Origin of the sequence: Flavobacterium sp. Root935 (genome assembly GCF_001429295.1) — a bacterium.
GTDB lineage: Bacteria > Bacteroidota > Bacteroidia > Flavobacteriales > Flavobacteriaceae > Flavobacterium.
In genome coordinates, this window is the sequence record NZ_LMJL01000008.1 from 1,191,970 (window position 1) to 1,216,015 (window position 24,046).

Annotated in this window: 16 protein-coding genes; 7 read left to right on the top strand and 9 right to left on the bottom strand. The window is 33.3% G+C overall.

Annotated elements, in window-relative coordinates; translation table 11 throughout:
- The 4 genes from ASE40_RS10270 to ASE40_RS10285 all read right to left on the bottom strand — a co-directional run bounded on the left by ASE40_RS10270 (position 1) and on the right by ASE40_RS10285 (position 6,265).
- Positions 1 to 957, bottom strand: a complete 957-nt coding sequence (locus ASE40_RS10270) for an aldo/keto reductase (RefSeq protein WP_057116852.1) — start codon at positions 955 to 957, stop codon at positions 1 to 3.
- 208 nt (positions 958 to 1,165) lie between these two features.
- Positions 1,166 to 3,463 carry a beta-glucosidase BglX gene (bglX, locus tag ASE40_RS10275; protein ID WP_057116853.1) on the bottom strand — a complete coding sequence of 766 codons (2,298 nt, stop codon included), beginning with the start codon at positions 3,461 to 3,463 and terminating at the stop codon, positions 1,166 to 1,168.
- Between the two features lie 329 nt (positions 3,464 to 3,792).
- Positions 3,793 to 5,175, bottom strand: a complete 1,383-nt coding sequence (locus ASE40_RS10280; protein ID WP_057116854.1) for a sialate O-acetylesterase — start codon at positions 5,173 to 5,175, stop codon at positions 3,793 to 3,795.
- The gene (locus ASE40_RS10285) at positions 5,165 to 6,265 is read right to left on the bottom strand and encodes an SGNH/GDSL hydrolase family protein (protein ID WP_057116855.1); all 1,101 of its coding nucleotides are present in this window, start codon (positions 6,263 to 6,265) and stop codon (positions 5,165 to 5,167) included. Before ASE40_RS10285 ends, ASE40_RS10280 begins: the two co-directional genes overlap by 11 nt.
- A gap of 217 nt (positions 6,266 to 6,482) precedes the next feature.
- On the opposite strand from ASE40_RS10285, the gene ASE40_RS10290 reads away from it, so the two are divergent.
- Positions 6,483 to 6,992, top strand: coding sequence for a C40 family peptidase (locus ASE40_RS10290; protein WP_057116856.1), 510 nt, complete (start codon positions 6,483 to 6,485; stop codon positions 6,990 to 6,992).
- 165 nt (positions 6,993 to 7,157) lie between these two features.
- On the opposite strand, the gene ASE40_RS10295 is transcribed toward ASE40_RS10290, so the two are convergent.
- Positions 7,158 to 8,738 carry a murein L,D-transpeptidase gene (locus tag ASE40_RS10295; protein WP_057116857.1) on the bottom strand — a complete coding sequence of 527 codons (1,581 nt, stop codon included), beginning with the start codon at positions 8,736 to 8,738 and terminating at the stop codon, positions 7,158 to 7,160.
- A 166-nt stretch (positions 8,739 to 8,904) separates the two neighbouring features.
- Positions 8,905 to 9,321: a DUF1573 domain-containing protein gene (locus ASE40_RS10300; protein ID WP_057116858.1), complete on the bottom strand. Its 417-nt coding sequence runs from the start codon at positions 9,319 to 9,321 to the stop codon at positions 8,905 to 8,907.
- Positions 9,322 to 9,486: 165 nt separating this feature from the next.
- On the opposite strand from ASE40_RS10300, the gene ASE40_RS10305 reads away from it, so the two are divergent.
- Both ASE40_RS10305 and ASE40_RS10310 read left to right on the top strand, forming a co-directional pair.
- The gene (locus tag ASE40_RS10305; protein ID WP_057116859.1) at positions 9,487 to 10,752 is read left to right on the top strand and encodes a sensor histidine kinase; all 1,266 of its coding nucleotides are present in this window, start codon (positions 9,487 to 9,489) and stop codon (positions 10,750 to 10,752) included.
- The gene (locus ASE40_RS10310) at positions 10,749 to 11,435 is read left to right on the top strand and encodes a response regulator transcription factor (protein ID WP_057116860.1); all 687 of its coding nucleotides are present in this window, start codon (positions 10,749 to 10,751) and stop codon (positions 11,433 to 11,435) included. Before ASE40_RS10305 ends, ASE40_RS10310 begins: the two co-directional genes overlap by 4 nt.
- A gap of 284 nt (positions 11,436 to 11,719) precedes the next feature.
- Here ASE40_RS10310 and ASE40_RS10315 read toward each other — a convergent pair whose 3' ends face one another.
- Complete coding sequence (locus ASE40_RS10315; protein ID WP_057116861.1) at positions 11,720 to 12,025, bottom strand: GIY-YIG nuclease family protein; 306 nt, start codon at positions 12,023 to 12,025, stop codon at positions 11,720 to 11,722.
- 94 nt (positions 12,026 to 12,119) lie between these two features.
- Here ASE40_RS10315 and ASE40_RS10320 point away from each other — a divergent pair, with 94 nt between their 5' ends.
- The gene (locus ASE40_RS10320; RefSeq protein ID WP_057116862.1) at positions 12,120 to 12,884 is read left to right on the top strand and encodes an MBL fold metallo-hydrolase; all 765 of its coding nucleotides are present in this window, start codon (positions 12,120 to 12,122) and stop codon (positions 12,882 to 12,884) included.
- Here ASE40_RS10320 and ASE40_RS10325 read toward each other — a convergent pair.
- Positions 12,881 to 15,103 (bottom strand): B12-binding domain-containing radical SAM protein, encoded by a 2,223-nt coding sequence (locus ASE40_RS10325; protein WP_057116863.1) that lies wholly within the window; start codon positions 15,101 to 15,103, stop codon positions 12,881 to 12,883. The genes ASE40_RS10320 and ASE40_RS10325 overlap by 4 nt on opposite strands.
- Before the next feature lie 135 nt (positions 15,104 to 15,238).
- Between ASE40_RS10325 and ASE40_RS10330 the strand changes: the two genes are divergently transcribed.
- The gene (locus ASE40_RS10330) at positions 15,239 to 19,294 is read left to right on the top strand and encodes a T9SS type B sorting domain-containing protein (RefSeq protein WP_057116864.1); all 4,056 of its coding nucleotides are present in this window, start codon (positions 15,239 to 15,241) and stop codon (positions 19,292 to 19,294) included.
- 71 nt (positions 19,295 to 19,365) lie between these two features.
- Here ASE40_RS10330 and ASE40_RS10335 read toward each other — a convergent pair whose 3' ends face one another.
- Positions 19,366 to 20,643 carry an MFS transporter gene (locus tag ASE40_RS10335; RefSeq protein WP_057116865.1) on the bottom strand — a complete coding sequence of 426 codons (1,278 nt, stop codon included), beginning with the start codon at positions 20,641 to 20,643 and terminating at the stop codon, positions 19,366 to 19,368.
- 271 nt (positions 20,644 to 20,914) lie between these two features.
- Here ASE40_RS10335 and bshC point away from each other — a divergent pair, with 271 nt between their 5' ends.
- Both bshC and ASE40_RS10345 read left to right on the top strand, forming a co-directional pair.
- Positions 20,915 to 22,504, top strand: a complete 1,590-nt coding sequence (bshC, locus tag ASE40_RS10340) for a bacillithiol biosynthesis cysteine-adding enzyme BshC (RefSeq protein ID WP_057116866.1) — start codon at positions 20,915 to 20,917, stop codon at positions 22,502 to 22,504.
- 121 nt (positions 22,505 to 22,625) lie between these two features.
- The gene (locus ASE40_RS10345) at positions 22,626 to 23,897 is read left to right on the top strand and encodes an acyltransferase family protein (RefSeq protein WP_057116867.1); all 1,272 of its coding nucleotides are present in this window, start codon (positions 22,626 to 22,628) and stop codon (positions 23,895 to 23,897) included.
- Positions 23,898 to 24,046: the final 149 nt, after the last annotated feature.

Sequence of the window (24,046 nt, forward strand, 5' to 3'; positions counted from 1 at the left end):
TCAAGATAAAATCTTCTCAATCGCATTTAACTCATCATTCGAAAACTCCGTATTCTGAAGACAATCAATATTATTACACAATTGCTTTACAGAACTTGCGCCAATTAATACCGATGTAATTCGTTTGTCTTTTTGCAGCCAAGCCAAAGCCATTTGCGCCAAAGACTGATTTCTATTCTGAGCAATTTCGTTCAGCTGAATTAATTTCTGAATTCTTTCTTGTGTCACCTCATCTTCTTTCAAATGTCCGTTTGGGTTATGCGCTCTTGAATTTTCTGGAATTCCTTTTAAATATTTGTCTGTTAAAAGTCCTTGTGCCAAAGGTGAAAACGCAATACAGCCAACTCCTTTTTCTTCTAAAACATCTAATAAGCCATTTTCTACCCAACGTTCCAGCATTGAATATTTTGCCTGATGAATTAAACATGACGTGCCTAATTGTTTTAAAACATCAACTGCAACACGAGTTTGTTCTGCCGAATAATTACTGATTCCAACATACAACGCTTTTCCACTTCTCACAGCATGATCTAATGCCATCATCGTTTCTTCAATTGGCGTTTCAGGGTCTGGACGATGCGAATAAAAAATATCAACATAATCGATACTCATTCGTTTCAAACTCTGATCTAAACTAGACAACAGATATTTTCTCGAACCCCAATCTCCATAAGGTCCGTTCCACATCGTGTAACCCGCTTTGGTAGAAATTACGATTTCATCACGCAGATTTCCCTGAAAATTATGCCATAGTATTTTTCCAAAATTCTCTTCAGCAGAACCAGGAACCGGCCCGTAATTATTTGCTAAATCAAAATGAGTTATTCCTTTATCAAAAGCCTCAACGGCAATACTTTCAGCGTTTTCAAAATTATCAACCGAACCAAAGTTATGCCATAATCCTAAAGAAATCTCAGGGAGTAACAATCCGCTTCTTCCACATCTGTTATATTTCATTATTTTAATTTAATGGTTGGAGTTTTTATAGATTTTAAAAATACAAAAAACTCTCGAAGTTTTGCCACGAAGACACTAATACACGAAGATTTTTATCGTAAAATGAAATCGCCACGAATTCACGAATTTTTAAACAATTAATTCGTGAATTCGTGGCGAAAAAAACCTTTGCTTCTTTGAACCTGTGCAACTTTACACCTCAAAAAAACTATTCTTTTATCTCAAAACCACCCTGCAAACCTTTATCAGAGCTTCCTCCAACCATAATTTTAAAAGTTCCTGGCTCAACTAAATAATTTCCTTCGTTATCATAAAAACCAAGTTCTTTATCCGTTAAAGTAAAATTTACCGTTTTAGTTTCACCCTTTTTAAGATTCACCAATTCAAAACCTTTTAATTCTTTTATTGGGCGAACTATGCTTGCAAATTCATCATGAATATATAATTGCACCACTTCTTTTCCATCATAGTTTCCTGAATTCGTTACCTCAACACTTACCTCAACTTTTTCTCCTTTTGCAAAAGCAGTTTTATTCAATTTCAAGTTTTTATAATCGAATTTCGTGTAACTCAATCCAAAACCGAAAGGAAATTGAGGCGTTTTCTCCACATCCATATAATGCGACCAAAAAACATTTTTATCACTGTCAATTGGTCTTCCTGTACTGTATTTGTTATAATAAATTGGCACTTGCCCCACATTTCTCGGGAAAGACATTGGCAATTTTCCACTTGGATTATAATCTCCATATAAAACCTGAGCAACTGCATTTCCAGTCTGAGTTCCCAAATGCCAAGCTTCTACAATTGCTGGAACATTCTCTGCTGCCCACGGAATACTCAATGGACGTCCATTATTTAAAACCAAAACTACATTCGGATTCACTTTATAGATTTCCTCTAATAATTCCTGTTGTAAACCTGGAAGATTCAAATCAGTTCTGCTTCTTCCCTCACCGCTTTGGAAACCATATTCGCCTAAAACCATTACAACAACATCGGCATTTTTTGCTGCAGTTTTAGCTGCTTCAAATCCGCTTTTATCTGTGGTGTTGAAAACTGTTTCTGTCAAGAAAGTCGCTTTTTGTTTTAATAAATCAACTCCTTTTTCAAAAGTTAGCTGATTGCCTTTATATTGCTGCATTCCTTCTAAAACTGAAACCGCAGTATTATCATCAGCCGCAATTCTCCAGCTTCCTAGCGGACTATTTTTATCATTTGCTAAAGCTCCGATCAAAGCGACTTTCTGCCCTGATTTTTTCAGCGGAAGTAAATTCTTTTCATTCTTCAACAAAACGATTGATTTTTTCGCCATATCCAAAACGCCGTCGTTGTTGGCTTTACTTCCCACAACTTCTTTTTCGCGTTTTTCATCACAATATCTGTACGGATCATCAAATAATCCCAATTCAAATTTCACTCGTAGAATTCTGCGAACGGCATCATCAACCAAAGCTTCTTTCACTTTTCCAGATTTTACCAAATCAACCAATTTTGCCACATATAAATACGATTCCATATCCATATCAGAACCAGCGACTACCGCTTTTGCAGTTGCATCTGCTTCGTCTTTTGCATATCCGTGCGCTATCATTTCACGAATCGAAGCATAATCAGAAATTACAAATCCGTCAAACTTCCATTTTCCTTTTAAAATATCTCTTTGCAGAAAAGCGTTTCCAGTTGCCGGAACGCCATTTAAAGTATTAAATGAATTCATAAACGTACGAACTCCCGCTTCAACCGTAGCTTCAAAAGGTGGTAAAACCGAGTTGTACAATTTAGAATTACTAATATCCACAATATTATATTCCAAACCAGCTTCCACATAACCGTAAGCTGCAAAATGTTTCGCACAAGCCGCAATTGTATTTACTTTCTGAAGATCTGCAACAGTTTCTCCTTGAAAACCTTTTACTCTAGCATAACCCACTTTACTTCCTAAATAAGGATCTTCCCCCGCACCTTCCATCACACGTCCCCAGCGCGCGTCATTTGCGACATCTACGTTTGGTCCAAAAGTCCAGTTAATCCCAGATGCCGAAGCTTCATCTGCTGCAATTGCTGCTGATTTTTTTATAGCTTCTAAATCCCAACTCGCAGCTTCTGCCAACGGAATCGGACTTAACGTTTTATAACCATGTATAACGTCAAAACCAATAATCAACGGAATTCCTAATCTGGTTTCTTCAACTGCAATTTTCTGTACGGCACGAACTTCTTTCACGCCGCGAACCGTCAGCATCGATCCGACCAATCCTTTTCTTAAATGTTCGTATTTTAATTCGGCCGTTCCGCCTTTTGGTGCTGGTCCTGTTACGTCCCAAAAACCGTTGTATTGGTTCATCTGTCCTACTTTTTCCTCCAACGTCATCAACGGTAAAAGCAAATCTATGCGCTGCTCAACAGTTTTATTATTTTCCAGATACGGCTTTTTTTGTGCATTCATATTTCCAATCGTAAGAAGGGCAAAAACCCCAATAGTTATTATTTTTTTATTTTTCATATGTGTGGTTTAGTTAGTTTTTTTTAAGATGCTGAGATTTTAAGGTTCTGAGCTACTAAGTTTTTTGGGCGTGTCCCTCCGGGCCGGGCTATCCGTTTCAAGTCCTCGCACTTCCTTCGTCAGGCTGTGGGCTTTCCACTGCTATCCCTCACGCAAACATTTTCAAAAGACACAATCTTGTCATTTCGACTGAAAGGAGAAATCGCACTACAAACTCCACACAGAATATTCCAATCTTTGGCGAATCCCGAGTGTGATCCTTCGTTCCTCAGGATGACAAACATTGCTCAAAAAATCTAAAATCTATCCCGAGGCTTCGGGACTAAAATCTAAAATTCCGACGTAAAACAAGAAGCCGGTAAATTCGCTTTATTAAACAAATCTGACTGTATTGTATTTCCCCACGCAAACCTCACTTTTGCTGGATTTACAACTTTTTTACTTGTCAAAATCACTTCATTATTTTTAATCGAAGCTTCGGCTGGATAGAAAACCCCATCTGTTCCGGCTACTTCGAATTGATTTGATTTTTTATCTTTAAAATACAATCCATCATCATAATTGAAAGAAACTACCACTTTGTTTTTCTCTACTTTAATTTCTCTAAAAAGCGGTCCGTTAACCAAATTGGAATTGACATTATAGGTTTCAGCCAGAGCTAAATTGGCCAAACGAATTCCAACATCTTTTTTATTTTTTGGATGAATATCAATTGTGTCCGAAATATCGCTGATAACGACCATTCCAGTTTTTGACACTTCTTTCAATAATTTTCTTTGAGAATCTCTAACCGTAACATTTGAGAAATTATTACTTCCAGTTTTAAAAGGCGCGATTTGAACATAATAAAAAGGAAAATCATCTTTCCATTCTTTTCTCCATGAAGTAATTAAGGCGCCTAAAGTTTTATCATAAACCAAAGAACCCACATTTGATTCTCCCTGATACCAAAGCGTTCCAGCAATTTTAAATCCGACAATTGGATAAATCATCGCATTATACGCACGTCCAGGTTGTCGCGGCCCGTATTCTTGTTCGTTTAGTTTTTTGGCATTTTCCAGTAAAAGTGGATCATTATTAACCACGTCTTCTGGCATCCAGATTTCAGCTGGAGTTCCTCCCCAATTTGAAGAAATTAATCCGATTGGGACATTTTTTAACTCTTCGAGAAGGTGTTTTGCAAAAAAGTAACCTACCGCACTAAAATATTTCATGGTTTCTGGAGTAGATTCTGTCCAGTTTCCAAGCAAATTATTCTGCGGACTTTCTGCAGTCAATTTCGGAACGGTAAAAAATCGAATATTTGGATTTGTGGCATTTTTCATTTCTTCTTCGCCATCGTCAATTCCCCAGCTTGCTGACATTTCCATATTAGATTGTCCAGAACAAAGCCAGACTTCACCAATCAAAATATTTTTTAAAATGACTTCATTGTAGCCTTTTATCGAAATAGAAAAAGGTCCGCCTGCCTCTGGAGTTTTAATCGTGATTTCCCATTTTGCCTGATTATTGGCAACGGTTTTATATTCCTGATTATTCCAGCCAGAAACTAGTTTTATTTCTTCTTTTGGATTTGCCCAACCCCAAATTTTCACCTCAGAATTGCGCTGTAAAACCATATTATCACTAAAAATATTCGGGAGCGAAACGTTTGCCATCATAGTACTGGAAATCAATAGAAAGAAGACAAACTTATAAATATTATTTTTCATGTAATAAGCTTTTTAAAAATGGAGCATATTCATCAGCCAAAACTTTGTGATCTGCTACATCTGGGTGTCCTGAACAACCTTTGGGAGTCATCGGCTTAAATTTGAAAATCTGAATTGGCTTATGCGCTTTATCATTCGCGAAAGCATTTTTAACTTTATTCAGACAATCTTCAAAAACGCCCCCTTTTTCTCCTCCAACCATTGGACTATTCGTAATTACAATCTGTACATTCGGATTATGTTTGTACAACATTTTGATGAAATTGATGTAATTCGAAACATACTTTTCAGGATTAAAAGGCAGACGTTCTTTCTTTCCGTCTCCACCAGAAAAATCATTGGTTCCCAAAGCGATACTGATAATATCTGGCTGAAAAGCAAAATCATATTTAGGTTTCGAAGGATCCTTCGTTAAATATAAATTCTGATAAATATCCGGCATTATCGCTTCGTCTTTGTTTTCGTCATTCCAGTTGCGATACATTCCGATTCCAGAAACACAGCTCATTAAATAATCAATACCATTAGCTCTGGAAAGCCTTGGTCCGTATGCATAATAACTGTTGTGATGATCCATATATTCTCCCTTATCACAAGGAATATCAGACGGATCACTTGCCGCACCACAAGTTATAGAATCTCCGATAAATTCGATTTTCTTTTTCTTTTTAAAAGAAATTGTAGTCAGTTTTGCTGTTGTTCCAGCAAATAAAATATTACCGCTTTGTGCTTCTGTATTTTTATAGATTTCTAAACGATGTTCTTTTTTGTTTGAAGTCACTTTTATTGGAAATGTTTGAACATCACCTTTTTCAATCCTGATTTTTCCAATATATTTTCCATCCAAAACCAACTGAACATAATTATGATGTTCGTAAGAATCTACACTCTGAAGTGCAATTGAACATTCATTTCCAATAAAATTAAACGAAACCGAAGAAGCGGTTCCTATCAAAATGACTTGATCATTTTGAAGTTTATCAATTCGGCCTTGGTATAAAAAAGTTTTACTTGAATTTTGAGTTTGCGAAGTCGAAACGTTCGAAATCAGCAAAAACGAAATTAAAAGAGCTATTTTTTTGGGAAACATAATTTATTTGTTAAAATATAAATACGATTCACAAATATATTTGAAATGAACTAGACAGAAAGATACTAAAATGTCAAAATGCAATAAAAAAACACCACATAAACACATCATTTGAAGGATAATGAATGCTATTTGTACTTTTAAAGGGTGTTTTTGTTCTTTTAAAATAAAATAACGGTTTATCTTTAACGTTTCAACTTATATTAGACTAAAAAAAATGAGATCAATCCTTTATATTTTTTTACTTCCTCTTTTTTTACTTTCTTCTTTCACTGTAAAAAGGGAAGAGAAACAAAAAATAACTCAATATCCTAAAATTGAAGCCGAAATTGATCGGGATTCTATTATCGCATATGCCAAACAATATTTAGGAACACCTTACTTGTACGCAGGCAGTAATCCGAAAAACGGTTTTGACTGCTCTGGTTTTGTAAGTTATGTGTATAGCAATTTTGGATTGACATTGCCTAGAAGTTCAAGCGGTTATAAGAATTTGGGAAAAGCTCTAAAACCTGAAGATTTTAAGGTTGGTGATATTTTAGTTTTTTACGGTTACAAAGACAGAACTATTGTTGGCCACCTTGGAATTATATGCGAAGCCAACGGAATGCATTCTAAATTTATTCACGCCTCATCTGGAAAAGCACAGCAAGTTACGATTACAGCTCTTGATACAGAACATTACACCAAACGTTTTTATAAATGTATTGATGTTTTATCTAAATAATTTTTTCGCCACAGATTAAGAGCTTAGCACCCATTTTCTATAATTCTTTTTAATCCATTAATCTCTGGATTCAATTTTTGCATTCTGAATAAAATAAAATTTAAAAAAACCATTTTTGGAAATTGGAATTTATCCAGCTAATTATTGGAATTGGAATTTAAACTTTTATTCTTCCGTCAGTAGTTTCAGCAGACTTTCATCTCTTTGATAAATGTCTTTATAGAAATTCAACTGCCCTTCGCGGTCCACCCACGCTGTAAAATAGCCAATATAAACGGGAACTTTTTTCTTAAGCGTATACCAGCTTTCTTTTCCGGCGTGCATGGCTTTATCGATTCTGGCAGGATTCCACGATGGATCTGGCTTTAATAATTCAATTGCCAATTCACGAGGTTTTGCAACACGCACACAGCCGTGGCTGAAAGCTCTGCTTTCTCTTTCGAACAAACTCTTAGAAGGCGTATCATGCAGATAAATATTGCTTGAATTTGGAAACAAAAACTTCACTAATCCTAAAGAATTATTTTTTCCTGGAAGCTGGCGAACTGCCCCGTTATTCCATTCTAAATTTTTCTTTTGCAGATAGTTTTTGTCTTTCGCCATTCCTGGTTTTATCTCTTTTGCAATAATACTCGGCGGCACATTCCAATACGGACTAAAAACAATATTGTTCATCATTCCACTGAAAATTACAGTTTTTGTCATCGCTTTACCCACAACAACAGGCGAAGTAAAAGCAATTTTTCCATCCTCAATTAAATACAATTTAAATTCAGGAATGTTTACTTCGATGTATTTTTTCCCTTTTTCCAATTCAGGATCAATCCATCTGCAGCGTTCCATATTGGCGATTATGGTTTTTATTCTGTCAGAAACTGGAATATTCAAATCGTTTATATGTTCTGCTAAAATGGTGTTTTTTGGCGCATAACCGTGTCGCAGTTCGTAGTTTTTCATGGCTTTTATTAAAACCGTATCACAAACCGCGCTTTTAGTATCTTCTTTAAGATCTTTGGTTACAAAAAGTCTTTCTCTAATTTGAGCTATAACATTTGAAGAATCGCCTAATTTTAAACTTTTAAAATCTTCTCCCGTTTCAATGGTTTTCCAGCCGCCTTTTTTCTCAATTTCTCTGTATTCTTTTAGAGCATCACGAAGTTTATAATATTGGCTGAACATCTTTCTTTTCTTATCGTCTAAAATGGTCGATTTTTTAAAGATAGAATCTGAAAGCACTTGATAATTGAACTTTTTACGAGGTAAAAGCCATTCTAAAGAAATAACCGTTTTTTCATCAAATCCTCCATATACTTTTTCGGCATAATAGTAATAAAGATTAGAAAGAAGTAAATCAGTATCTTCCTTTGATAATTTCTTGGCAGCATTATTATCAAAAACCAGATTCAATTGTTCGCTGTATGGAAAATTCGCTTTTAATCCTTCTTGATCCAGATTTTTGTATTGGTTGAATAAAGTATTACCAAATTCTACAACGCCTTTATTATCCTGCCACAATTGAGTTGATTTATTTTTTTGATATAAAGAAGTTACATCACTTTTAAATTTTGAAAGTTTCGGATAACTTTCATAAAATGCAGCAACGCGAGTACTGTCAATTGTAAGTTTTAATTCTGGAATTTTCTCAACTGTTTTTATCGAATTTTCCTCTTTTTTATCTGCTTTAGAGTTACACGAAAAAACAGTAAAAAGTACAACCGTAATAATAAGCGAATACCAAATTTTCATACCAGAATTTTTTATTAAAAGTAGAAAAAATTCTATTAAATCAAAGTCTTCGCAAATAAATCTTATTTATCTTTTTTTCTGATTTTAAAAGTAATTAAACTGCATAAAAAAAGCCCCAAACAATTACTTGTCTGGAGCTTGCCATATAACCAACCTATTAAAATTCTTAGATAACCGTACCTTTTAAAGTAAGGATTTTTGGTGCTGTTTCTGCACTAGTTGTTACAGTAACTGTTTTTGTAAATGCACCTTTGTTTGCAGCATTGTAAGTTGCAGTAACTTTTCCAGATTTTCCAGCCTGAATTGGTTCTTTGGTGTAATCTGTAGCCGTACAACCGCAAGATCCTTTAACGTTTGTAATCACAACAGCTGTTTTTCCAGTATTTTTAAATTCGTAAACAATTGCCTTTGGAGTTCCTTGTGGAATTTGTCCAACATCTATTGTTTCTGCTTTCCAAGTAATTGTAGAAGCCGAAGTTTCTGAAATTTTAGTCTCTGAAACTAAAGATTTTACTGGAGCAATCGCCGAAAAAGACATTAGCCCTAAAGCCAAAGCTAACATCGAAATTTTAATCATTTTCATAACGGATATATTTAAAATGGTTTATAGTTCTAATTTGATATTACAAAGGTATTTCAGACAAAACCAAATCGCTGTTAACCGCTTTCAAATGTTTGTTAATGACTTGTTAATCGCTTATTTTCAGGGTAAAATTGATTAATATTACACTTTTAAAATTCCTTATTCTTGAAAATTAATAAACTCAACAGCATCATTCTCTTAGGATTGGTAGCCATCATTAGTATTTTGGTGGCACAATTGTTATGGACAAAAGAGGCTTTTACAATTGAACAAAAAAAGCTTAGCCAGAAAGCACATATTGCTTTACTGGAAGTGGCAAAAAAGCTCTATGAAGGAACAAATCATGAACTGCCGGTACAGAATCCCGTACAGAAAATATCCAACGATTATTATATTGTAAATGTCGATAATGAATTTGAACCTGAAATTTTGGAATTTTATCTAAAAACAGAATTCAAAAAAATGAATATCACTACCGATTTCGAGTATGCGATGTACAATTGCCAGAGTGATGAAATGATTTATGGTGATTACATTTCGCTTTCAAAGAAAAAAGCAGAATGCAAAAAAACTGTTTATTTCCCTAAACATAAAAATCTGGTTTATTATTTCGCAGTACGTTTTCCTAATGAAACTACGTATTTATTTAGTTCTATGCGTTTTTGGTTTATCCTTTCAACGGCGTTAATTTTAATTTTACTGATTTATGTTTATTCTATTTTTAAACTTTTACAGCAAAAAAAATATTCTGAATTACAGCGTGATTTCATCAATAACATGACGCATGAGTTTAAAACGCCTCTGGCATCTATTCTTATCGCTTCTAAATATCTAATTGAGCAAAAGCCAATTAAAGAAGATAAAAAGTTATATACTTATACCGATATTATTATTAGTCAAGGAAATAAGTTAAATGGCCATATTGAAAAAATTCTAAATGTTGCAAAAGCAGATTATGCTCCTTTAGAACTTAAAAAAGAGAATATCCTAATTGTTCCTATAATTAAAGAAGCAATTTCAAACATCAATTTAAAATATCCAGATGCTGTTTTTACAATTGAAACTTCATCGAATGATTATTCAATAGAAACTGATACTTTTCATTTTGCTAATTTAGTTTATAATTTATTGGATAATGCTGTAAAATACTGCAGCGTAAAGCCAGAAGTAATAATCAAAATTACCGAAGATAAAAATTGTTTAAAACTTGAGTTTATTGATAATGGAATCGGGATTACTCCTAAAAAAATATCTTTTATCTTTGATAAATTTTACCGTGTTCAGAACGAGAAAAGTAATGAAGTCAACGGATTTGGTCTCGGTTTATATTACGTAAAAGAAATCTGCTCACTGCAGAATTGGAAAATAAAAGCCGAAAATAATGTTGAAAAAGGAGTAACAATAACCTTATCAATTCCTTATAAAAAATGAGAAATTTCAAAATACTTTATGCCGAAGACGACGAAACTCTTGCATTTTTAACCAAAGATAATTTGGAGCAGAATAATTATGAAGTAATTCATTGTTCTGACGGAAAAGCGGCGTTGCAAACTTTTGAAGAAGAAGATTTTGATATCTGCATTTTTGATATTATGATGCCAAAAATGGATGGTTTTGATTTGGCAGAAGCTATTAGAAAAATCGATCTTGATATTCCTATCATTTTTCTTTCGGCAAAAACTTTAAAAGAAGACCGAATTAAAGGATTACGTCTGGGAGCCGATGATTATTTGGTAAAACCTTTTAGTATTGAGGAATTACTTTTGAAAATTGAGATTTTTTTAAAACGTTCGCAGAAAAATATTGCGCCTGTAAAAACTATTTATGAAGTTGGGAAATATCAGTTTGACACTAAAAATTTTATTCTTTTTAATGAAGAAGAAAAAGTAGGTCTTACCCAGCGTGAAGCCGAATTATTGAAACTCTTTCTAGATCATAAAAATTCGGTTTTAAAGCGCGAACAAATCTTAACCTCTTTGTGGGGAACAGACGATTATTTTATGGGCAGAAGTCTTGACGTTTTTATTTCGCGTCTTCGCAAAATATTAGCAAATGAACAAGGCATCTCAATTGAAAACCTTCATGGCATTGGGTTTCGATTTTCTATTGGATAACCAGTTTTAAGAAATATAATCGTACAGTATGTCATTCCGACGAAGGAGGAATCTCCGCGACAATATTCCGCAAAGTTATGACCAATCTTTGAGGAGCTACTTGCGGAGATTCCTCCTTCGTCGGAATGACATACAGAATGTTCAAATTTACCTATAAATAAAACTTAACGCAAGGTTTATACACAGTCATGACAAATCTTTGGCGAGTTACTTATGGAGATTCCTCCTTCGTCGGAATGACAAACTAAACTATTAAACCTTTTCTGATCAAATCTCTTCGTAAATTAATAGTTTAAAAAATCTAAGTCAGGATTCATAGTTTTTATTAATGCTATTTTCTTCTCTCTCCTCCATCCTTTAATTTCTTTTTCACGTGCTATTGCTTCCTGAATCCAATTAAATTTTTCATAGTAAAGCAAAAACTCAACTTTATAGTTAGACACAAAAGTTTTATTCTCAAGTAGAATATTTTCTTTATGTTTCAACAATCTATTTTTAAGGTTATTTGTAACACCAACATAAAAAACAGATCTCGCTTTATTTGTAAGAATATAAATGAAATAGGTATGAAAACCTTCTTGTAAATACATAAACAAAATGATAACAATTTTGCTAAAAATAAAGAAAAATCTGTAAATAGATTTTCGAAAAACTTTGTATTTTTAATATCTAAATTTCCTTGATATGAAATTACATCATTTGCGAAATGCTACTTTGGTGATTGAAACAGAAAAGCATGTCATTTTAGTGGACCCAATGTTAGGCAAAAGAAAAACAATTCCGCCTTTTACTATTTTTAGATACAAGCCCAAAAGAAATCCGCTGGTGGCACTGCCAAAAAACAGCCGAGAAATATTAAGCCGAGTTACACATTGCTTAATTACTCATTTGCATCCAGATCATATTGATAAAGCCGGCGAAGTATTTTTACGAAGAAAAAGTGTTCCTGTAATCTGCAGTTCAAAGGACGAAAAAGCACTTCTTCAAAGAGGACTGACTGTTATTCAAACTTTAGAATATTGGGAACCTCAAAAATTTTTAGACGGAAAAATAACTGGAATTCCTGCCATTCATGGTTACGGTTTTATCTCTAAACTTATGGGAAATGTCATGGGATTTCTTATCGAATTAGCAGATCAAAAATCAATTTATATAAGCTCTGACACTATTTTTACCGAACATGTCGAAAAAGTTCTAACACAGCTAAAACCAGATATTTCGATTGTCGCCTGCGGTACTGCGCGATTAGATATCGGACAGCCATTATTAATGCGAATGGATGACATTTTGAAATTTGCAACCCTTGCTCCAGGAAAAGTTCTTGCCAATCATTTAGAAGCTTTAAATCATTGCCCAACAACTAGATTTCAATTACGATCTGCTCTTTCAGATCATGGGCTTTTAACAAAAACGTCTATTCCTAAAGATGGTGAATGTTTGGAGTATTAAAGCACTAATAATCCAAATTCACGAAGCGTATTTATAGGTTTAGAATACCAAAATAATTCGAAATCTTCTAATGAAGTTTCGAAATCATTTTTCACTTCTTGAAAGGTATAATTTTTAGCACTTGAAATTGAAATTTTAGACAAGATTGAAATCAGCCACTCCCCTTCTTCTTTGCTGGTTTGAATATTGAAACTTTCTTTTTTATCGTGAAAGGTTAAAGACATCATTTCCCAGCTTCTTCCTTTTTTCGATTTTATAAAAATTTCAGCAGATGGTTTTCCGCCAAGCCAAACCACTTTTGCATTTGGTTTTGTATTGAAATCATTTTGTTCCTGAAGTGCATCAAAAATAAAATCGGGATGAATTTTGGTTTTCGGAATTTTAAAATCAAACCAGTCTTGCAATTCATAATCAAAACAGATTCCGTGCATGAAATTAAAAAGTGATTTCTTTAATCCGAAACTGAATTTATCATGATTAATTCCTGTAGAATCTGTGTAATCAATATCGTTATTGGCAAAAGTTCCAATTGCTTCTGTTTTTTTGGTTACGCCAAATTTTTCAGGATATAATCCGACAGGACTATGAGCTGTTAAAGCAAATTGATGCCAAAATCCAGATTGTAAAACTCCTGCTTCAAACAATTGACGCACCATTTCGAGACTGTCAACTGTTTCCTGAATGGTCTGCGTTGGATATCCGTACATTAAATACGCATGAACCATAATTCCGGCTTCAGTAAAATTTCGAGTCACTTTCGCGACCTGTTCTACAGTTACACCTTTATCAATTAATTTTAATAATCGATCTGAGGCTACTTCCAAACCACCAGAAACAGCAATACAACCAGAAGCTTTTAGCAATAAACATAAATCTTTTGAAAAACTTTTTTCAAAGCGAATATTCGTCCACCAGGTTACGGCCAGTTTTCTTTTTAGAATTTCAAGCGCCAAAGCACGCATTAAAGCCGGCGGTGCAGCTTCATCAACAAAATGGAATCCGTTTTGTCCAGTTTGTTCGATCAATTCTTCCATTCGATCACAAAGCAGACTTGCTGCAACGGGTTCGTAGACTTTTATATAATCTAATGAAATATCGCAGAATGTACATTTTCCCCAATAACAGCCGTGCGCCATTGTAAGCTTATTCCAACGTCCGTCACTCCACATTCTATGCATCGGATTTACAATTTCAATTACTGAAATATATTTATCCAAAGGCAGATCTGAATAATCCGGAGTTCCTACGTAAGCTTGTTTGTAGTCGTGTTTTAGTGAATTATTTTTATAGACAACTTCTCCGTTTTCTAATAAAAATGTTCTTTTGTATCGCTTCTCGACTTCGCTCGAAGTGACAGTATTTGGATTTTGTAAGTTGAAAATTAATTCTTCAATTGGAACTTCTCCATCATCTAGCGTAATAAAATCGAAAAATTCAAAAACGCGTTTATCAGAAAGTGAGCGTAATTCTGTATTTGGGAAACCACCTCCCATCGAAATTTTAATTTCGGGATGATTCTGTTTTACCCATTGTGCGCAACGAAAAGCACTGTATAAATTTCCAGGAAAAGGAACTGAAATTAAAAACAAAGTTGGTTTTACAGCTTCAATTTTTGCTTTCAAAAGCGAAATCAAAATCGAATCAATATAAGTTGGTTTCTGTTGAAGTGCTTCGTACAATTCATCAAAAGAATTTGCACTTCGGCCTAAACGTTCGGCATATCTGCTGAAACCAAAATTATCGTCGACACATTCGACAATAAAATCTGAAATGTCTTCGAGGTATAAAGTTGCTAAGTGTTTGGCTTTATCCTGTGTTCCCATTGTTCCAAAAGCCCAATCGAGTTCTTCTAACTGTGCAAAACGAGAAGCTTCTGGCAGAAAATCTTCCTGACAAATCTGCAATGCCAAAGTTGGATTTTTTCCCTGCAAAAACTGGATTACAGAATCAATCGTCTTGATGTATTCGTCTTGTAAAGCAAAAATTCTTTTGGAATTATCTGAAACTTCATTTCCAACTTCAAACCTGAAACTTGAAACTTGAAACAAATTAATTAATCCCTTTTTCGAAAACAATTCTAAAATCACATCAATTCCCAAATCAGCCTGAGCCGATTCGATATTTTTGGTATTCAGAAAACCTTTTATATATGCCGTTGCCGGATACGGAGTATTCAGTTGGGTAAATGGAGGCGTAATTACAAAAAGTTTCGTTTTCAAGAGGAATTATTTTTTTGCAAAAATACGAGATATTTGGAGACTTTTAAGTTAAAGATTTTTAGCCGCTCTGTTTTAAGTTTCTGATTTTGTATTGTAGGATATTTAACTACATTTGTCGACATCCAAAATAGTCAAATGAAACAAACTTTACTTGTACTGCTTTTAGTAATTTCAATTCAATTATTTTCTCAAAACAAAAACCAATCAATTGGTTTTAAAGAAAATAAAGGACAAATTATTGATCAGAAAGGAAAATCAAATTCAGCAGTAAAATATTTATTAAATTCTAACGGATTAAATGTTCAATTGAAAAAAAATGGATTTTCGTATGATATTTATGAAGTAAAGAAGACTCCAATTGTTGGTTCGACAACATCAAAAACACTTCCATATTTAATTCCAGAAAAAGATGATGAAAAGAAAAAGGAATTCAATTTAGAATATATTTTTCACAGAATAGATATTGATTTTCTAAACTCCAATTCTAAAGTTGAATTAATTACAGGACAGAAATCATCTGATTTTGATAATTATTATAATATTCCGAATAAACCTGAAGGAATAGTTGGAGTTCATCAATACAAACAAATTACATATAAAAATATTTATCCCAATATTGATGTTGTTTTTACAATTCCCGAAGATCCTAAAAAAACAGTTGAATATAATTTTGTTATTCATCCGAAAGGAAAGATTTCTGATATTCAATTAAAATTCAATGGCGCAGAAACCGATTTGGTTGATAATAAAATCCTAATGAATGTTCGTTTTGGGAAAATGGAGGAAACGCTTCCTGCGAGCTGGATCGAAGATGACCATGGCAAAAAGGAGATCGCGGTTAGATATAAAAAAGTAAAAAGAAATGTTTATGGCTTTGATACAGTCCAATCTGTGGATGGAAAAACTCTTGTTATTGATCCTGTGCCGACTAGACTTTGGGGGACTTATTATGGTGGAGAAGAATTTGATTACGCAACCTCACTCTTTACAAAAGATGATTTTGTTTACATGGCTGGAGTTACTTATAGTCAAAATAATATTGCTTCGACTGGTAGTTTTCAAACATCGTTGATAATAGGTATAGATTACGATGCATTTTTTGCCAAATTCAATTCTGATGGAACAAGAGTTTGGGGTACCTATTATGGCGGTAACAGTACTGATGAAATTCTAAAAATTAAAGTTTCAAGTAGCAATAATATTTTTGTTGCTGGCAGAAGTTTAAGTACCAATAACATCTCTACTCCATTGACTCATCAACCTATAAAAAGCGGATATTTTGACGGTTTTATAGCAAAATTTGATTCTGACGGAATTAGAAAGTGGGGAACTTATTACGGTGGTTTAGCAAATGAGTCTATAAACAGCTTTGCAATTGACTTACATGAGAATTTTTACATTTGTGGAGAAACTAATAGCAGAGAAAATATTAGTACAGTAGATGCACATCAAATAGTAGCTGGAAATTTAATGGATAACACAAATGATGGTTTTATAGCAAAATTTAATTATGATGGTATACGCCAGTGGGCAACATATTATGGAGGCAGTAATTTAGATGCTATAACTGATTGTGGATTCGATTCAGATGAAAATATTATTTTTCTTGGATATTCAAGAAGCACTAACAATATTGCGACCGAAAATTCTCACCAAAAAACGAATATCAGAGATGATGGCTTTTTAGTAAAGTTCACTCAAGATGGAAATCGTCTTTGGGGAACTTATTTTGGTGGAGAAAATAATGATTATTTTTACAATCTAGGCATAGATTCATATTACAATATTTATTGTTTCGGAAAAACTAATAGTCTCAATAATATAGGTAGTACTGGGGTTTTTCAAGAAATTTATATTCAAAATTCATTAAGCAACGGTAACGGATGCATATTTAAATTTGACAGAAATGGTCAAAAATTATGGGGCTCCTACTTTTTTCCAGAAACGTTAGGAGGATCTGTGTCTAAAAATGGTTCAATTTACTTCACAGGTCGTGTTGAAGATGGTTTTCAACCAACTGAAAATGTTTTTCAGAGAACCAAAAATTCAGGAACCGAATCCTATTTAGTAAAGTTTAATACTGATGGACAACGAGAATGGGCGACATATTTTGGAGGAGAAATGGCAGATAATGCATTTCAGACATGTTTAGATGATAATTCCAATATTTATTTAGCTGGATCTACTAATAGCAAAACTAATATTTCGACTTCGGGAACGCATCAAGAAAATCTTTATCCCAACAAAAGTAATTATCAGCCTAATACAGGAGACGCCTTTCTTATAAAATTCAAAGATTATGATTCAAATTCTTTAATTTCAAGCAATTCTCCAGTATGCATAGGCAAAACACTAGAACTTAAAGCATCAGGAGGAACAAATTATTCATGGACTGGTCCAAATGGTTTTAGTTCAACAGATCAAAATCCGACAATTGTAAATGCAACAACAGCTAACAGCGGAGAATACAGCTGTTTAATTACAGGAATAGGTGGCTACAACGATATAAAAAAAATCAATGTTGTTATTGGAGATGTTGAAGCTCCAGTTCCTGATATTATTACTTTACCCACAGTTACTGGAGATTGTACTACCACTATAACCACAATTCCAACTGCCACAGACGAATGTGCAGGACCAATTACTGGCACAACAACAAATCCACTTTCATATAGTTTACCTGGAACTTATACAATTACATGGAATTATAATGATGGAAACGGAAATACTTCAACCCAAAATCAAACCATTGTTATCAGCAGCCAACCTTTGCCAACTGTTAATCCTATACAAACTTTTTGCGTTAATCAAAATGCAAAATTAAATGACATTCAAATTACTGGACAAAATATTAAATGGTACAATGATCTAACAGCTGGACCGATTATACCAACAACAACTGTACTTCAGGACAAAGCAATCTATTATGCTTCCCAAACGATAAACGGATGTGAGAGCGAAAGAGCTCCGGTTAAAATTAATATTCAAAATACACTTCCGCCAACAGGAGATTCAAATCAATCTTTTTGTACAGGACAAAATCCTACTATTTCAAATATTCAAATTATCGGAAATACTATAAAATGGTATGATACTCTAACAAATGGAAATTTATTAGCTGAAACAATAGCTTTAGAAAATGGAAAGACTTACTATGCTTCTCAAACAGAAAATAATTGTGAAGGCTCTAGATTAGGAATTACAATTTCATTTATAAACACTCCAGTTGCTCCAACTATCAATGGAAATCTACAATTTTGTAAAAACGAGAATGCGAAATTAAGTAACATTCAAATAACAGGTCAAAATGTAAAATGGTACGACACTGCTTTTTCTGCAGCTTCTCTGCCAAACACTACTTTGTTAGAGAACAACAGAACTTATTATGCTTCTCAAACTGTTGGTTGCGAGAGTGACCGAACACCTGTTTTGGTAAAAGTTTATGATACTGGCTTACCAACTGGTAATAATAATCAGCAATTCTGCATTGATGAAATTGCTACTTTAGAAAACCTTAATATAACAGGAACAAACCTTAAATGGTACGATAAAGCAACAGACGGAAATATTTTACAAGAGACAAGTTTATTACAAACTGCTGTTTATTATGCTACACAAACTCTAAATGATTGTGAAAGCCCACGATTCGCTGTAACAGTAAAAATTCAAGATACACCAAATCCAATTGCTAATTCTCCACAGCAATTTTGCATTCAAAAAAATGCTACCATTAATGATATTGAAATTATTGGACAAAATATAAAATGGTATGAAAGTACTTCCTCAAATAATACTTTATCTGAAGAAATATTCCTAGAAAATGGAATTACCTATTATGCTTCTCAAACCATAAGCAATTGCGAAAGTAATAGAATTCCAATTACAATAAATATTTTAGAAGCAACAACTGGTGATTGTATCAATTTAGTTGAGCAACTTCCTTTTCCGAAATTTTTCACTCCAAATGGTGATGGCTTTAATGACCTTTGGACAATTGATCCAGATTATTTAGCACCAAATACAGGAATTAAAATTTTTGACAGATATGGAAAATTCATTAAAGAATTAGCTCCAAGCGCTTCTTGGGACGGAACCTATCTCGGTCATCAAGAACCTGCCGCAGATTATTGGTTTATTGTAAAAAGATTAAATGGAACAGAATTTAGGGGTCATTTTAGTTTAAAAAGATAAATAAACAGAAAGTCCGCAAGGTAAATTAATACGTTGCTGACTTTGCTTAAATCTTATTGTCTAGGTATAAATTAAAATTTATGCTCGTCTTTACTAATTACCAAAAATGAAATTAAAGAAATAAACGCAGCAGCTGTTAAATACAAACCTACGTAACTCACACTGTAAGTTGAAGCCAGCCAAATCGCAATCATAGGTGCGAAAGCAGCGCCTAGAATTCCTGCCATATTAAAAGTTAGTGAAGCACCTGAATAACGAACGTTTGTTGGAAATAACTCAGATAGAAAAGTTCCAAGCGGGCCGTAAGTAAATCCCATTAAAGCCATTCCTATGCAGGCAAATGTTGTCACTAAAACAATATTTCCTGAGCTTAAAAAGTAAGAAAAGAAAAAGCCGAAAATTGCGATTGCCGCCGTCGCAATAATAAGCATTTTACGACGTCCGATTTTATCTGCAACTACAGCCGAAACCGGAATAAAAATAGCAAAAAACAATACCGAAAATAATTGTATTAATAAACCATCTCTTTTTACAATTCCTAAGTCCGAAGTTGCCCAGCTTAATGTAAAAACTGTCATTAAGTAAAAAACTAAAAAGGTTGTAATCGCTGCAAAGGTTCCAAAAATAAGTTGATTTTTATATGATTTAACTAATTCTAAAAATGGGACTTTTACTTCTTCGTGTTCTTTTTTAGAATTTTCAAAAGAAGGAGTTTCTGTAATTTTTGTTCGAATATAAAATCCTACTATTACCAGAAGCGAACTGGCAATAAACGGAATTCTCCATCCATAATCCATAAAATCCTCATTGCTCATAGAATCGGTTAATAGTAGAAAAGTTCCACCAGAAAGTAACAAACCTATTGGAGCGCCCAATTGTGGAAACATTCCGTACCAAGCACGTTTATTTGGCGGTGCATTTTCTATCGCCAATAAAACTGCTCCTCCCCATTCGCCTCCTAAACCAACACCTTGACCGAAACGGCATAGCATCAATAATAATGGAGCGGCAACACCAATACTGGCGTAACTTGGCAAAAATCCGATTGTAACTGTCGAAATTCCCATAGTCAGCAAAGCTGCAACCAAAGTAAATTTACGACCGATTTTATCTCCATAATGTCCAAAAAAAGCAGAACCTAACGGACGGGATAAAAATGCAATTGAAAAAGTAGCTAAAGATTCTAATGTCGCCATTGTAGAATCTGAACTTGGAAAAAATAACTGAGGGAAAACCAACACCGCGGCGTTGGCATAAATATAAAAATCAAAAAATTCGATTGTCGTGCCAATAAGGCTTCCAAAAAGAACATGTTTTAGGGAGTTCTTTTGATTCGGGTTCGTTTTCATGTAAAATAGATATAACTTTTTTTTTGATTACAAAAATATAGTTTCATTACCAATAATTCATCTTTAATAGAATTAGTTTTAGAACACTTATGCTTTTTAACAAATTTCATGTATTTTATATTTTAAAAATAAGCATTTGATCTGTTTTTAAAAACTTGATTACAGGAACTTTAAAAGAAAATTTAAAAATCAAATCTTAAGCAATCGTTAAAAGACTTTTTAACTGTATATTTTCATTAAATTTACAGCTGTCAAAAATAAATTTAAAATTATGCCTACCGACTGTATCAGCTTTCAATCTTCTGGATATTTTTCTAAATTGATGCAAGATTATTTAGATCAAAAAACAGAATTAAAACCGCTGTACAACAACTTCCCTACACTGGAAAATTTCGAAAAACAGATTGCAGAAAAAGCATCTAATTTTGATAACAATAATAGAACTGCATTAGTTGATACTTTAAAAAAACAATATGAAAATATTGATATTTCAGAATCAACTCAACATAACATCACTCTTTTAGCGTTAGAAAATACGTTTACAATTACAACTGGCCACCAATTAAATCTATTCACTGGCCCGTTGTATTTCTTATATAAAATTATCTCTACTATTAATTTAACTAAAGAATTAAAATCGAAATATCCTTCTTATAATTTTGTACCTGTATATTGGATGGCTACAGAAGATCACGATTTTGAAGAAATTAATTATTTTAATTTTAAAGGGAAAAAAATCCGTTGGAATGCCGAAAGTACAGGTCCTGTTGGCAGATTATCTACAAAAGGGCTAGAAGATTTATTTGAAGTTTATTCTAAAGAATTAGGTTCAAGCTCAAATGCAAATACCTTAAAAGATCTATTTGAAGAAGCCTATTTAAAACATGAAAATCTGGCTGATGCTACACGTTTCTTGGCAAATAGTCTTTTTTCAAATTACGGTTTAGTTATTATAGATGCTGACAATACCGATTTAAAGCGTGTTTTTATTCCATATGTAAAAAATGAGTTAGAAAATCAAACGTCATTTAAGGAAGTTCAAAAATCGATTGAAAATCTTTCAGATTATACTGTTCAGGTAAATCCGAGAGAAATTAATTTATTTTATATAGAAGATAAACTCCGTGAACGAATAATTATCGAAGATGATAAATATTGGGTTAACAACACTAAAATTTCATTCTCTAAAGAAGAAATTTTAAAATTAGTCGACAGCAATCCTGAAAAATTCAGTCCAAATGTAATCATGCGTCCGTTATATCAGGAAATTATTCTGCCAAATCTTTGCTACATTGGCGGAGGCGGTGAAATTGCTTATTGGTTAGAATTAAAAGCATTTTTTGATGCCGTAAACATTACTTTCCCGATCTTATTGGTTCGAAATTCAGTTCTTTTAGCTACAGAAAAACAAGCTAAAAAAGCTGATAATTTAAATTTAAGCTGGAAAGATTTATTTAGTAAATCTGAAGTTTTAATTAATGCTATTACCCGTAAACTATCTCCTTTTCCAATTGATTTAACTGAACAAAAAGAAGCGCTTGAAAAGCAATTTAATTACCTTTTTGAATTGGCTGAAAAGACCGACAAATCTTTTAGTGGCGCTGTAAAAGCACAAGAAGTAAAGCAGAAAAAAGGTTTAGAAAATCTGGAAAAACGTTTGTTAAAAGCTCAAAAGAGAAAACTCCAAGATCAATTACAGCGTGTAACTGATTTGCAATGCGAATTGTTTCCGAATTATAGTCTTCAAGAACGTCAGGCAAACTTCTCTGAATTTTATCTAGAAAATGGAGAACAGCTAATTCCGCTTTTAATTCAGAAATTAAAACCGTTGGAAAATAATTTTAACATCATAATCACCTAAAATAATTATCTTTAAAAAATTAAAGTAAGTATTTCGGAACAAATAACCAGCTCATTTCCGAGATTATTGCTCTCTCAAACCAAATAGAATTATTTTTATAACCTATTAACTAACTAACCAAATGGTAAGAGAACGCCTAATTTCGCTTGATGTCTTTCGCGGACTGACTATTCTATTAATGACTATTGTAAACAATCCCGGTGACTGGGGAAATGTTTATCCGCCGCTTTTACACGCACACTGGAACGGCTGCACACCAACCGATCTTGTATTTCCGTTTTTTATATTTATAATGGGAGTTGCGGTTCCACTTGCAATGCCGGATAAAGTTTACGACGATACTACATTTAATAAAATACTCATTCGTTCTCTAAGAATGTTATGTCTTGGAATATTTTTTAATTTCTTCGGAAAAATTCAATTATTTGGTCTAGACGGAATTCCCCTTCTTATTGGTCGACTAGCGATAACCATTGCAGTAGGATATGCTTTAATGGGAAGTTTTAGCACTAAAGTAAAAAATATTTTAGCTTTTAGTATATTAATCATCTATCTCTTTTTAGCCTACGGCGGTTTCGAAAACTACCAAGACGTTAGGCTTCCAGGAGTTTTACAACGTATTGCAATAGTCTATTTTGTTGTTTCACTTTTATATTTAAAAACCTCCAAGAAAACACAAATTATTACGGGAGCTATTTTGCTTCTAGGATATTGGACAGTGATGACTTTAATCCCCGTTCCTGGAATTGGAGAGGCAAATTTAGAACGAGGAACTAATTTAGCAGCCTGGGTCGACAGTATACTTCTAAAAGGACATATGTACCATGAAACTAATACTTGGGATCCTGAAGGAATTTTGAGCACGATTCCGTCAATTGTAAACGGAATTATTGGTTTACTGATAGGGCAACTATTACTGCAAAATATATTAAAAACCGAAAAGGCAAAAAAAATGGCAATTGCCGGAATTGCCTTAATTATCGGCGGATTAATCTGGAATTTTGTTTTCCCAATTAACAAATCACTTTGGAGCAGCAGTTATGTTCTGTATACAACAGGTTTAGCTTCAACTGGTCTCGCTTTACTGTATTATATAATTGATATTGCCGAATATAAAAAAGGCTTTAAATTATTTGTTATTTGGGGTGTAAATCCAATGATTGTCTTCTTTGCTTCACAGATTATTCCGCAGGCATTGACTATGATTCGATTTCAAAATCCGCAAAACCCACAAGAACAAACCAATCTTTTAGATTATTTATACCGCTCCGGAATTGCACCATTTTTCAGCAATCCAATGACAGCATCTCTCGCAGGTGCTTTAACTTATGTAGCAATCTGGACATTTATTTTATGGATTTTCTACAGAAACAAACTGATTTTCAAAGTATAAAACAATTTAACTAGATCTAATATAAAGACATACAAAGTGTATTTTTTATTGTTATAATTATGCTTTTTATATTAAATACATGACAGTATATCGCTAATTATTACTTAAATAGTTCTCAAAAGACATTTTTATTAACCAAAACACCTTAC